This window comes from Streptomyces caelestis (assembly GCF_001279005.1).
GTDB classification, from domain to species: Bacteria; Actinomycetota; Actinomycetes; order Streptomycetales; family Streptomycetaceae; genus Streptomyces; species Streptomyces heliomycini.
In genome coordinates this window covers 174,859-187,355 of the sequence record NZ_LGCN01000074.1, presented here as the reverse complement: position 1 = coordinate 187,355, position 12,497 = coordinate 174,859, and the positions used below count along the sequence as shown (strand labels likewise).

12 protein-coding genes are annotated in these 12,497 nt (G+C 75.3%); 4 read left to right on the top strand and 8 right to left on the bottom strand.

Features of this window, described 5'->3' with window-relative positions; genetic code table 11:
• Positions 1 to 42: 42 nt before the first annotated feature.
• Together ADK41_RS07710 and ADK41_RS07705 are read right to left on the bottom strand one after the other, a co-directional pair.
• Positions 43 to 591 carry a flavodoxin domain-containing protein gene (locus tag ADK41_RS07710; RefSeq protein ID WP_051843181.1) on the bottom strand — a complete coding sequence of 183 codons (549 nt, stop codon included), beginning with the start codon at positions 589 to 591 and terminating at the stop codon, positions 43 to 45.
• Positions 592 to 759: 168 nt separating this feature from the next.
• Entirely contained in the window at positions 760 to 1,443 is a 684-nt protein-coding gene (locus tag ADK41_RS07705; protein ID WP_234318798.1) for a DUF4389 domain-containing protein, read from the bottom strand.
• 274 nt (positions 1,444 to 1,717) lie between these two features.
• On the opposite strand from ADK41_RS07705, the gene ADK41_RS07700 reads away from it, so the two are divergent.
• The 4 genes from ADK41_RS07700 (at position 1,718) to ADK41_RS07685 (ending at position 6,942) form a co-directional block, all read left to right on the top strand.
• Positions 1,718 to 2,590 (top strand): universal stress protein, encoded by an 873-nt coding sequence (locus ADK41_RS07700; RefSeq protein ID WP_030827238.1) that lies wholly within the window; start codon positions 1,718 to 1,720, stop codon positions 2,588 to 2,590.
• Between the two features lie 217 nt (positions 2,591 to 2,807).
• On the top strand, positions 2,808 to 5,630 hold the full coding sequence (locus ADK41_RS07695; RefSeq protein WP_030827235.1) for a cation-translocating P-type ATPase: 2,823 nt from the start codon (positions 2,808 to 2,810) through the stop codon (positions 5,628 to 5,630).
• Entirely contained in the window at positions 5,627 to 6,286 is a 660-nt protein-coding gene (locus tag ADK41_RS07690; RefSeq protein WP_030827231.1) for a potassium channel family protein, read from the top strand. The genes ADK41_RS07695 and ADK41_RS07690 overlap by 4 nt, the downstream gene beginning before the upstream one ends.
• Positions 6,283 to 6,942 (top strand): potassium channel family protein, encoded by a 660-nt coding sequence (locus ADK41_RS07685; protein ID WP_030827228.1) that lies wholly within the window; start codon positions 6,283 to 6,285, stop codon positions 6,940 to 6,942. Before ADK41_RS07690 ends, ADK41_RS07685 begins: the two co-directional genes overlap by 4 nt.
• Before the next feature lie 67 nt (positions 6,943 to 7,009).
• Here ADK41_RS07685 and ADK41_RS07680 read toward each other — a convergent pair whose 3' ends face one another.
• Genes ADK41_RS07680 through ADK41_RS07655 form a run of 6 tightly spaced genes read right to left on the bottom strand, consistent with a single transcriptional unit; the run spans position 7,010 to position 12,496 of the window.
• Positions 7,010 to 7,897 carry a universal stress protein gene (locus tag ADK41_RS07680; protein WP_030827225.1) on the bottom strand — a complete coding sequence of 296 codons (888 nt, stop codon included), beginning with the start codon at positions 7,895 to 7,897 and terminating at the stop codon, positions 7,010 to 7,012.
• A 31-nt stretch (positions 7,898 to 7,928) separates the two neighbouring features.
• Entirely contained in the window at positions 7,929 to 8,582 is a 654-nt protein-coding gene (locus ADK41_RS07675; RefSeq protein ID WP_199822387.1) for a V-type ATP synthase subunit D, read from the bottom strand.
• Positions 8,579 to 9,982 (bottom strand): V-type ATP synthase subunit B, encoded by a 1,404-nt coding sequence (locus tag ADK41_RS07670; RefSeq protein ID WP_030827216.1) that lies wholly within the window; start codon positions 9,980 to 9,982, stop codon positions 8,579 to 8,581. Before ADK41_RS07670 ends, ADK41_RS07675 begins: the two co-directional genes overlap by 4 nt.
• Positions 9,979 to 11,742, bottom strand: coding sequence for a V-type ATP synthase subunit A (locus ADK41_RS07665; protein WP_234318797.1), 1,764 nt, complete (start codon positions 11,740 to 11,742; stop codon positions 9,979 to 9,981). Before ADK41_RS07665 ends, ADK41_RS07670 begins: the two co-directional genes overlap by 4 nt.
• Positions 11,739 to 12,272, bottom strand: a complete 534-nt coding sequence (locus tag ADK41_RS07660) for a V-type ATP synthase subunit E (RefSeq protein WP_037804298.1) — start codon at positions 12,270 to 12,272, stop codon at positions 11,739 to 11,741. Before ADK41_RS07660 ends, ADK41_RS07665 begins: the two co-directional genes overlap by 4 nt.
• Positions 12,269 to 12,496, bottom strand: coding sequence for a hypothetical protein (locus ADK41_RS07655; RefSeq protein ID WP_030827208.1), 228 nt, complete (start codon positions 12,494 to 12,496; stop codon positions 12,269 to 12,271). Before ADK41_RS07655 ends, ADK41_RS07660 begins: the two co-directional genes overlap by 4 nt.
• Between the last annotated feature and the right edge of the window lies 1 nt (position 12,497).

Genomic DNA, 12,497 nt, shown 5'->3' with positions numbered 1-12,497 from the left:
ACGGTCCGCTTCACGGTGATCGCCCTCGCCACGGCGCCCCGCTCACGTTCCGGCGCCGTCGGAGGGCCCTCCGCCCCGTCCCACCCCTGCCCGTAGTTCCTCGGCGATGCCCGCCGCCCAGGCGTCGACGGCCTCCCCGTCGCGGAAGTCGCCGAACCGTCCGCCCACCAGGCGGAACAGCAGACGTCCGGTGCGGGGCAGGTGATCCCGTTCGACGACGCCGGAGAACAGACGGTGGCTCCGGTACGCCAGACCCGGCGGCAGGTCCTTCTCGATCACCGGCACCTCTTGGGGAGCCATGCGCCGCCACGGTCCGCGCAGCGCCGCCGGCATCCCGACGCTGAAGATCCACACCGGACGGCGGACGAGGACGTCCAGGTGGTCTCGCGCGAAGTCCTTGGCCGGTCGCAGCCACCTCTGCCCGTGCACGGCGCTGCCGAGGACGAACGCCCGGTAGGCGCCGGCGTCCTCGACCTCGGTCACGGGCCTGGCCTCCGCCGTCAGCCCCGCGTGCCGCAGGACGGCGGCCGTCCTCTCGGCGATCGCCCGGGTGGAACCGTGGGCGGTCGCGTATCCGACGAGTACGTTCATGACGTCACCTCGCTTCCGTCCGCGGTGTCCTCCCGGAGGAGTGCGCGGGGCGGGTCGGTACGGGGACGGCGGCGCCGCCACCGGTGTCCGGCAGCACGTCCGGTGCCGGCCGCACCGGCGGGCGGGCGACGCCGTGGTGGAACGGGAGGACCGGCACGAGGACCGTCGTCAGGGCGCCGCCTCCGGTTCCCCGCCGCCCTGGTCGAGCCGGAAGGGCGGGTACACGTCGGTGAGCAGGGCCGCGTAGGCGGCCACCCGCAGCACCCAGCGGTCCAGTCCGACCACCAGGTCGAACAGATCCCGCGGGTAGCGTCCGGTGGCGGCCAGGGCGATCCCGGCGCACAGGGTGAGCAGGCCGATGAGTCCGCCCGCGAACCAGGTCGCCTGGACGTTCCCCAGGAGGAACCCCACGATCAGGTAGTGCGGGATCGCCAGCAGCCACCACTTCACCAGGACGAGTCCGCGGGACAGCTCCCCGGGATAGGCCAGGTCCCAGTGCGCGGGGTAGTCGGGGACGTCGGCGAGGGTGAACGGCGGGTAGCGGTCGGTACCGAGAGCGCCGTAGGCGTAGTAGCCCACGCGCCAGCTCCACCGCAGCACGCCCGTGCCGAAGCCGAACAGCGGCCGGGGGTAGCGGCCGGTGAGGAGGATGGCGAAGAACGCCACCACGCTCGTCCCCAGGAACGCCGCCCACAGGAAGGACAGGACGACGTAGTGGGGGAACGCCAGCAGCCACTTCACCAGCCACAGCCAGCGGGACAGCGGTGCGTCGAGGACCGCGGTCAGCCGCGCGGGGTGGGCCGGCGGCGTCATGGCGGGAGGCACCGCCGGGGGCATGGTCTTCGTACTCATGGGGCCGGTCCCTTCGGATCCGGTGACGACCACGGGGCGGAGCGCGGGCGGTCGTCGTACTGCGTGTCCTGCTTCCAGTGTTCGTCGGACGGCGCGCACGGCCCAGGGCCGAACGGTGCACGCAGCCGCCGGGCGGCCGTCGGTCCGCCCCCGGGCCACGGGTGAACGCGTGCCCGGCCGTGTGCCCGGCGGGCCGTGGCGTGGCGTCACCCGGCGGCGGGGGTGAGGCTGGAGGGACGGAGAACGAACGGTGCGGAGATCTTCTGGAGGCGCCATGACTGGTGCGGACGGGCGTCGGCCGATCGTGGTGGGCGTCGATCCCGATCCCTCGAAGCGGCTGGCACTGTCCTGGGCCGCCGACGAGGCGGACCGGCGTGGTCTGCCGCTGCGGCTCGTCCACGCCCAGGGCACGCCGACCGGCGGATACCGGTCCGGGGAGGTGCGGCCGTCCTGGGAGGAATGGAACCGGGCGCTGCACGGCCTGGGCGATCAGGTGCTCAAGGAGGCGGCCTCCTTCGTGCGGTCCCGGCGGCCGACGGTGGAGGTGTCGACGCTGCTGGCGGAAGGGGAGCCGGCGTGGGTCCTGCACGAGGAGGCGGGGAACGCCTCCCTGGTGGTGGTGGGCTCCTGGCACCTGGGCAAACGGCGTGGGGCGTTCTCCTCCGCCTCCGTGGCGCTCCCGCTCACCGCCCACGCTCCCTGCCCGGTCGTGGTCGTACCGGAGCCCGAGCACGTCGCCCAGCGGCCCGCGTACTTCGTGGTCGGCGTCGACGGCAGTGAGCACGCGGCGGCGGCGGTGGACGTGGCGTTCGAGGAGGCGGCCCTGCGCGGAGCGCTCCTGCGGGCGCTGTACGTGTGGCATACGCCGCTCCTCGGCGTCCTGGACGAGGACGCCGCGGTGGGGGAGTGCCGCCGTGTGCTGTCGGAGACGGTCGCCGGCCGCACCGCGGCGCACCCGGACGTGGAGCTGCACCACGAGGTCGTCCGGGGCCATCCGGTGCAGGTGCTGACGGAGGCCTCGCAGCACGCTCTGGGCCTGGTCGTGGGAGCCCGGGGGCACGGAGGTTTCACGGGCATGCTGCTGGGCTCGGTGAGCCAGGGGGTGCTGCAGCACGCCCACTGCCCCGTCATCACGGTCCCGACGTGAGGCGGCGGACGGCCCCGAGCCCGTGCCCGGGCGGCCCTGTCCGTGCCCGTCGGGCCGGACACCGGACGAGGGAACGCCCTCCGGCTGCGGGCGGCGGGCCGGCGAGGCGGCCGTCGAGTTCCCCGGAGTCCGCCGTGACGCCCTCACCCGAGGCCCCCCGGGCGCCCCGGTCGGCCGCGCCGGTGACGAGGGCGCCGGCACCGTACGGGGGCGGCTGATGGGCACCGGTACGGAACCGCCGGCGCCGGGCCGGGGGAAGGACGGGGCGGCCGGCGCCGCGTCCGGCTCCGGTCCGCCTCCCCGGGTGCCGGAACTCCCCGCCGGCGAGGTCTTCGCCGCGCTGGGCACGTCACGGCGCGGCCTGTCGGGGGCACAGGCCCGGGACAGGCTGGAGAGGCACGGGGCCAACGAACTGCCCCGTGCGGGACGCCGCACCGTGTGGCGGCAGCTGGGGGCGCAGTTCACGGACCTCTTCGCGGTGGTGCTGATCGTCGCTTCGGGGATCACCTTCCTGGCGTACGCCCTGGAGGAGCCGCGGGACGCGGGCACCGCGCAGCTGGCGGTGGCGATCCTGGGCGTCGTGGTGCTGAACGCCGCGATCGGTTTCGCCCAGGAGTACTCGGCGGAGCGGACGGCCCAGGCGCTGGAGGCGATGGTGCCCCACGCCTGCCGGGTGCTGCGCGACGGTGAGCGGCTGGAGCTGCCGGCCCGCGACGTGGTGCCGGGAGACGTGGTGGTGCTGGAGGCCGGCGACGCGGTGCCGGCGGACTGCCGGGTGGTCGAAGCGCACGAGCTGTCCGTGAACAACGCGTCGCTGACCGGGGAGAGCAGCGCCGCGGGCCGCACCGCCGATCCGGTGGCGGCGGGGCCGCCGCTGGAGGCCCGCAACTGCGTCTTCATGGGAACCGACGTCGTCGCCGGGGCCGGGCGGGCCGTGGTCTTCGCCTCCGGCGCGGCGACCGAGTTCGGGCGGATCTACCGGCTGGCCGCGGCCGCCCCGCGGCAGAAGACCCCGCTGCAGCTCCAGGTCGCCTCCATGGCCCGTCGGGTGGCGGGGGCCGCCCTGGCGATCGGCGCCCTGATGTTCGCCGTGCGGCTGCCCACCGGGGAGTCCGTGGTGACCCTCTTCGTGTTCGCGCTGGGGGTGATGGTGGCGCTGGTGCCGGAAGGACTGCCCGCCACCCTCTCGGTGTCCCTGTCGATCGGGGTGCGGCGGATGGCACGCCGCCACGCCCTGATCAAACAGCTGCTGGCGGTGGAGGCGCTCGGGTCGACCACCGTCGTGTGCACGGACAAGACCGGGACGCTCACCCAGGCGGAGATGACCGTCACCGAGGTGTGGGCGGGAGGCGCGCCGCACTCCGTGAGCGGTGTGGGGTACGAGCCGAGCGGCGAGGTCGCCGACGCCGCTCCGGTGCGCGAGCTGCTGCGGGTGGCGGGCCTGTGCTGCAACGCCCGGCTGGTCGCGCCCACGGGCCCCCGGGAGCACTGGCGGGTGCTCGGCGACACCACGGAGGGGGCGCTGCTCGTCGTCGCGGCCAAGGCCGGTCTGGATCCGGGAGCGGAGGAGGCGGCCGCGCCGCGGGTGACGGAGTTCCCCTTCGACTCGGACCGCAAGCTGATGACCACGGTGCACAAGACCGGCGGGGGCTACCTGGCATGCGTCAAGGGAGCGCCCGGAGAGCTGCTGGCGCGGTGCACCGGCGTGGAGTGGGACGGGCGGCGCGGACCGCTGACCGGGACGGACCGGGCGGCGGTCGTCGCGGCGGGTGACGAGCTGGCGTCGCGGGGACTGCGGGTGCTGGCCGTCGCGCGGCGGGCGCTGGACGGCCCCCGCCCGGCGCAGGAGGAGGCCGAGGCGGCGCTGACCCTGCTGGGCCTGGTCGGCATGCTGGACCCGCCGCGCCCGGAGGTCACCGACGCGGTCGCCGCCTGCCGCCGGGCGGGCATCCGGGTCGTCATGGTCACCGGCGACCACCCGCTGACCGGGGAGGCCGTGGCCCGCCGGGTGGGGATCGTACGGCGGCCGGATCCGGTCGTGGTGACGGGCGCCCGGCTCGACGCGATGGACGACGAAGGACTCGACTCGCTTCTCGCCGAGCCGTCCGAGCTGCTGCTGTGCCGGGTCAGCCCGGAGCACAAGATGCGCGTGGTCACCGCTTTCCAGCGGCGTGGCGAGGTGGTGGCGGTCACCGGGGACGGAGCGAACGACGCCCCGGCGCTCAAGCACGCGGACATCGGCGTGGCGATGGGGGCGTCGGGCACCGACGTCGCCCGGGAGGCGGCCTCGATGGTGCTGCTGGACGACTCGTTCGCGTCCATCGCCGCCGCGGTGAGACTCGGACGGGCGGTCTACCAGAACATCCGCAAGTTCCTCGTCTACCTCTTCAGCCACAACATCGGGGAGCTGGTCCCGATCCTGGCGGCGACCTTCGCCGGGTTCCCGCTGGTTCCCATCAGCGCGGTGCAGATCCTGGCGATCGATCTGGGATCCGACGTACTGCCCGCCCTGGCCCTGGGAGCGGAGCCCCCCGAATCCGACGTGATGGACCGCCCGCCGCGCTCCCGTCACGAGCGACTGTTCTCAGCCGCGGTGGTGGGACGGATCCTGTTCCTCGGCGGCATCCAGGCGGTCTGCGTGAGCGCCGTGTTCTTCTGGCACGTCGGTTCCTCGGGCATTCCGTTCGACGACTTCACCGAGGACACCCCCGCCTATCAGGAGGCGGTCACCATGGTCCAGGCCGGGATCGTGCTCAGCCAGTTCTTCAACGCGCTCACCGTGCGCACCGACCGCCAGAGCATCCTGACGGCAGGTCCGCTGTCCAATCCCGCCCTGCTGGCGGCGGGCGGCGTCGGCGTCGCCCTCATGGCCGCGATCAGCTACCTGCCGCCCCTGCAGGCCGTCTTCAACACCGCCCCGCTCGACGCCGCCGACTGGGCGGTCCTGGCCGGGCTCGGCACCCTTCCCCTGCTCGCGGACGAGGCCCGCAAGGGGTGGCTGCGCCGCCGCGCCGACCGCCCGAGAGGAGACCCACGGTGAAGGTGATCGTCATCGGCTGCGGACGGGTGGGCTCCGCCCTCGCCGGTCTGCTCGCCGCCGAAGGACACGACGCGCAGGTCGTCGACCGGCGTCCCCGGGCGGCCCGGCGGCTGCCCGACAGCCCGCGCATCCGCTTTCACGAGGGCAACGGCTACAGCCGCGCGGTGCTCCGGGCCGCCGGCATCGAGCACGCGGACGCCTTCGTCGCCGTCACCTCGAGCGACAACAGCAACATCGTCAGCGCGCGGACGGCGAAGGAGACCTACCGGGTGCCCATCGTCCTCGCCCGCGTCCACGATCCCCGGCGTGCCGACCTCTACCGGGAACTCGGCATCCCCACCATCGCCGGCATCCACTGGACCGTGCACCAGATCCACCGGATGCTGCTGCACCGCCACCTCAGTCCCGAACTCAGCTTCGGCAACGGGGAGACCCTGCTCGTCCGCTCCGACCTGCCCGACTACCTCGCCGGGCGGCGGCTGACGGAGTTCGACGTCGACGGCGAGATCCGCGTCGTCGAGGTCACCCGGGCGGGCCGCTCCCTCATCCCCGCGCACAGCACGCCCGCGCGCGCCGGCGACCTGGTCACCTTCGCCGTCGCCGCCACCGCGCTCGGCAGGCTGCGCGCCTTTCTCGACAAGGAGCTGGGGACGTGAACGTGCTCGTCGCCGGCGCGGGACGCCTCGGCACCCAGATCGCCCAGGTGCTCTCCGCGGCCCGCAACCAGGTCACGCTGATCGACAGCGACGACGACCGCGTGGCCGAACTGGAGGGCCGCGTCCCGGGCGTGCTGCTCGTCACCGGGGACGCGTGCGCACCGGCCCTCCTGGAACACGCCGGCGCGCTGACCGCCGACCTGGTCGTCGCCACCACCGGTGACGACGAGGACAACCTCGTCATCAGCCTGCTCGCCAAACGGCGGTTCTCGGTGCCCCGCGTGGCCGCCCGCGTCAACGACGCCGACAACGCCTGGCTGTTCGACGCCCGCTGGGGCGTCGACGTCGCCGTGCCCGCCGCCACCCCGCTGATCTCCCTCATCGAGGAGGCCACCGGAGCCACCGACACGGTCGCCCTGCTGCGGCTCAGCAAGGCCGGCGTCGACATCATCGAAACGGCCATCACGCCGCGGTCCGGGGCGGTGGGCCGGGCCCTGGGCGACATCGGGCTGCCCGAGGGGACGGTCGTCGCGACGATCGTCCGTGACGGACAGCCCACCGTGCCGGATCCGGCCGTCCGCCTGCGGGCCGGGGACGAGCTCCTGCTCGTCTCGCATTCCGCGACCGAAGACGAGATCCACGCGGCGTTCCAGTGAACCGCCCCCCGCCGGGCACACCGGGCCGTGCGCCACGGGGGCGGGGCTTTACCGTGCGGCGGGCGCCTCAGTGACGCCCTCCCGCTCCCCGCACCACCGCGACCGGGCCGTGCGCGTGATGCAGCAGCGCCTGGCTGACCGACCCCAGAAGCAACCCGGCGAAACCCCCGCGCCCCCGCGCGCCGACCACCACCAGCCGAGCGGAGCGGCTGGCCTCGATCAACGCCTCCCGCGTCCCGCCGTGCACCACCCGGTGTTCCACCACGACACCCGGGTGGCGCTCCCGACGTCCGGCGAGCGCCTCGGACAGCAGCCTCTCCTCCTCCTCGGCCAGTGCTCCGGGCGGGTTCGCGTACGGCGTCGACGGGTCCTGCGGGGCGGGCATCGGCGCGTTCCACGTGGTCCAGGTGTGCAGCGCCACCAACGGCGCGTTCCACAGGGCGGCCTCGGCGAAGGCGAAATCCACGGCCTTCTGTCCCGCGGCCGAGCCGTCGACGCCCAGCACGATCGGACCGTCGACGAGGGGCCGCTCGCGCACGACCAGCACCGGGCACCGGCCGTGCGCCGCCAGATGCACCGCCGTCGACCCCACCAGCAGCCCGACGAACCCGCCCATGCCCCGGCAGCCGACCACCACCAGCTCCGCGGCCCGCGACTGCGCCTCCAGAACGGTCAACGGCTCACCGGTGACCACGACATGACCGACCTCGACCTCCGGCGCCGCCGCCCGCGCCCGCTCGACCGCCTCGGCCACCAGGCGATCGACCATGGTCTGCAGTCCGCCCCCCGGCGGTCCCAGCGGTGACGGCCCCAGGGGCACGTGCATCGCGGGCCAGACGAACGCGTGCACCACCCGCAGCCCCGCCCCGCGCAGCCGCGCCTCCCGCGCGGCGACCTCCACCGCGGTGAGACTCGACGCCGAACCGTCCACGCCCACGACCACGAGACCGCTCACCATGCCTCCCGCACACCGGCGCCGTCACCTCTCACGTCTCACGTCCAGGTTCACCCCGGCCGCGCTCCACCGCACGGGGACGGGCGGCCCAGCGCCGCCGGACGCCGTCCTCGTGCTCGGCCTGTTCCAGGGCGAGGCCGCTGCGGTCCAGGGACTCCCGCAGGCGGGGGATCCAGTGGCGCCGCAGGGCACGGACCCGGTGCCGGGTGCCGCTGACCTCCGCGCCCACCAGCCGGGCGGCGGCGTGGGCCGCCGCGTACTCGGCGGCGGCGCGCACGGCACGGCCGTAGACCGCCTCGGCGTGTACGAGGGCCGTGTTGGCGGGGGCGGCGGCGGTCGGCGGACGGGCCGGCACGGACAGGGAGACGGCCGCCGGACGGCGTACGCCCATGGAGGTGGACCAGCGCACCGTCACCTCGGCGGCGCCGATGCCCGCGGCAGCCGAGTCCAGGGCCTGCTCCCCGCCCAGGAGCAGCCCCCGCAGCAGCCAGCTCTCGGCCTCCGCCAGGAGCTCCCGCCAGGCGCGGGCGGCTTCCCGCTCCGCGCGCAGCAGCCGCTGGTGCTCGGAGCGCAGGATGCGCAGCTTCTGCTCCAGCAGGTCGGCTCCGCGCTCGGCGACGTCGAGGCTGTGCCGTAGCCGCAGGCGTCCCGCACGGCCGGGCGGTGTACGGCGTGCGCCGGTCATCGAGGCGCCTCCGCGTCCGGGGCGTCCTTCGCCCCGTGGGCGTCGAGGAGGTCGACGGGGAGCATGGAGAGCTCGCTGCGGGGCAGCGCGAGCAGGGCCCGCCAGCCGCGCTCCAGGGCGGTGTCGAGGTCGCGCGGTTCGTCACTGCGCTGGTCGGCGAAGTCCCGCAGGAACGCCTCGTCGAAGTCCAGGTAGCGGCGGTCGGTGGGGCTCAGCGCCGACCGGCCGACCAGGTCCGCGAGATCGCGCACCTGCCGCGCGCGGGCCAGGGCGGCCAGCAGCTGGGCCGCGACGTCGAGGTGGTCGTCGCGGGTACGGCCGGGCCCCGCGCCCTTGCGCATCAGCCGGGAGAGGGAGGACAGGGCGTCCAGCGGCGGGTAGACGCCTCGCGCGTGCGTCTCGGGCGAGAGCACGATCTGGCCCTCGGTGATGTAGCCGGTGAGGTCGGGCACGGGGTGGGTGATGTCGCCCGCGGGCATGGTGAGCACCGGCAGCACGGTGACCGAGCCCGGCCGCCCCCGGATGCGTCCGCAGCGTTCGTACAGGGACGCCAGGTCGCTGTAGAGGTAGCCGGGGTAGGCACGGCGGGCGGGGATCTCCCCGCGGGCGGCGGAGACCTCGCGCAGGGCCTCGGCGTACGTGGTCATGTCGGTCATCACCACCAGGACGTGCCGTCCTTCGGCGAAGGCGAGGTGCTCGGCGACGGTGAGCGCGATGCGCGGGGTGAGGATCCGTTCGATCACCGGGTCGTCGGCGGTGTTCAGCAGCAGGACGAGTTCCCCGGCCGCGGACCGTTCCTCCAGGGCGTCGCGCACGAAGGAGGCGTCGGCGTGGGTGAGCCCCATGCCCGCGAAGACGACGCTGAACGCCTCACCGGCGGCGGTGGCCTGCGCGGCGATCTGGGCGGCCAGTTCCAGGTGCGGCAGGCCGGCCACGGAGAACACCGGCAGTTTCTGCCCGCGCACCAGCGTGGTCAGGGCATCGACGGCCCCGACGCCGGTGAGCACCGGCTCGGACGGCGGTTCGCGCCGCACCGGGTTGATGGGCGCTCCGCCCACCTCGGCGTCCTGGAAGCCGAGGACGGGCGGGCCGCCGTCCAGGGGCTCGCCCCGGCCGTTGCAGACCCGGCCGAGCCAGTCCGTGCCGACCGGGACGCGCAGCGGGCCGCCCGCGAAGGCCGCCCGGACGCCCTCCGGGTCCATGCCCGCGGTGCCCTCCAGCACCTGGACGACCGCCAGGTCGCGGTCGGCGTCCAGGACCACGCCGTGGCGGAGCTCGCCCGAGGCGAGGGTGATGCGTACGTACTCGTCCCAGCCGATCCCGGTCACGCCCGCGACGATCGCGAGCGGTCCCCGCAGTTCACGCACCGACGTGTACTCGATCGCACCCCTCGGGCTCATGGCCGCACGTCCTCCAACCCGGCGAGCATCGCGTCCCCCCGTGCCGTCACCCCGGCGGCGTCGCGCGGGCCGGTGTCCTCGCGGGCGCGCAGCAGCGGGCCGAAGTCGACCTGTTCGACCGAGGCCGCCGGGACACCGGAGTCCACCAGTGCGCGGCAGCGGTCGGCGACCGCGAGGACGGCGTCGGCCAGGGCGGCCGTCTTCTCCGGCCCGCAGTACGCGTCCCGCTCCGACAGCGCGCTCTGCTGCAGCACGCCCTCGCGGACCAGCCTCCCGGCCAGTACGCTGACACGCTCCCGCGCGGGCAGGGCGGTGATGCCGATCAGGTCCACCAGGTCGGCGAGCCGGTCGGCCTCCGCCAGCACCGCTCCCACCCGGTCGCGGCGCCGGGCCCACCCCGGGTCGCCGGCCGCCCGGTGTCCGGCGGCGAGGACCGGTACGTCCCGGGAGAAGGAACCGGCCCAGGAGACGGCCGGGTAGTGGCGGGCGTAGGCGAGGTCGCGGTCGAGGGTCCACAGGCAGCGGACGAAGCGCTCGGTGTGCGCGGTCACCGGTTCGGTCATGTCGCCGCCGGGCGGGGACACCGCGCCGATCACGGTCACCGATCCCCGGTCGCCCCCGAGGGTGGTCACGGCCGCGGCCCGTTCGTAGAAGGCCGCGACGGCGGAGGCGAGTCCGGCCGGGTACCCCTCCTCGGCGGGCAGCGCGCCGGTGCGGGAGGCGAACTCCCGCAGCGCCTCGGCCCACCGGGAGGTCGAGTCGGCGATCACGACCACGTCCAGGCCCATGTCCCGGAAGTACTCGGCGACCGTCACCCCCGTGTACACGCTCGCCTCACGGGCCATCATCGGCATGTTGGAGGTGTTGGCGATGGTCACGGTGCGGTCCGCGAGGCGTCCGCCCGTGCGCGGGTCCCGGAGCTGCGACAGCTCGGTGATGACGTCGGCCATCTCGTTGCCGCGTTCGCCGCAGCCGACGTAGACGATGACGTCCGCGTCGCACCACTTGGCGATCTGCTGCAGCAGTACCGTCTTGCCGGTGCCGAAGCCACCGGGCACGGCCACCGTGCCGCCCCGGGCCACGGGGAAGAGCAGGTCGATCACCCGCTGGCCGGTGTCCAGGGCCGTGTGGCCGGCCACGCGCTCCCGCACCGGGCGCGGCCGGCGCACCGGCCACAGGGCCCCGACCGTCACCTCGGCGCCGCCCACCACGGCCACCACCGCGTCACGCGGTCGGTCCCCGGCGCCGGCGATCTCCTCCACCGTGCCTCCGCCGCCGGGCGGCACGAGGACCTTCACCGGCACCGGCCCCGCGTCGCGGATCTCCCCGAGCGCCCGGCCCCCGGCCACCCGCTCGCCCCGCGTCACCGAGGGCGAGAAGGACCAGGTGCGTTCCTTTGCCGCGGCCCGCTGCGCGCCGGGCGGCAGCCAGTCACCGGCGCCGGACAGGGGACGCAGCAGACCGTCGAAGACCCCGCCGAGCAGCTCCGGACCGAGCGGCACCGACAGCGGACGGCCCCGGGGCAGCGCCGTCTGTCCCGGGGCGAGCCCCCCGGTGTACTCGTACGCCTGGACGGTGACCACGTCACCGCTGATGGCCACGACCTCGCCGGGCAGCCCGGCCGGGCCGATCGAGACCAGGTCGTACATCGCGATGCCGCTCGTGTACTCCATCTCGACCAGCGGTCCGGTGACCCGCAGGAGCCGCGGGACCGGCTGCCCGGCAGCCGGCCGTCGAGGCGTCCCGCCGGCTTTCGTCACGGCTCCCACAGGCTCCGCGCCTCCGCTCCCGTCCGGTCCAGGGCACGGTCGGCCAGCGCCGTCAGCGACAGGTCGGCCCGCCTCCCCGGCGCCCGGGCCACCACACCCCCGTCGGCGTGCTCGCGCACCTCGGCGCCGGGCCCCAGCAGGGCACGGGCCCGGTGCTCCAGCCGCTTCCGCAGGGACGCGTAGCCACCGGTCGCGCGCAGCTCCCGCACCCGTTCGGCGGCCTCCCGGCGCAGTTCCTCGTACGCCTCCCGGCGAGCGGCGAGCGTGCGGGACCTGGCCTTTCGCCGGGCTTCGACGAGCAGGTCGCGGGCGGCGTCCGCGCCCTCGGCCTCGCCCTGCCGCCGGGCCTCCTCGAGGAGCGCGCGGGCCTCGGCGCGCGCCCGGCCGAGCAGGGCGTCGGCCTCCCGCCCGGCGCGGGACAGCAGCGCTTCCGCGTCGGCGTGAGCCTCCCGCAGCAGCCCCGCCCGGACCGGGTGGAGCGCGTCCGTGGTCCGGTCGAGGGCCTGGGCCCGGCTCGTCATGACGGCATCACCGCGGTCAGCGGGCGGAGGGCCCCGCCGGTCGCGGGGCCCGACTCCAGTGCCCGGGCCGCGGCCGGGGTGAGGATCACCAGGTCGATGCCGTCCGGCAGGCTCCGCCAGGCCCGGCGCACGGCGTCCGGGTCGTCGGCGACGAGGACGACGGCTCCGGCCAGGGCCAGACCGGCCACGCGGGCCCGCTCGCCGAGGGCGGCGACGCCTCCCACG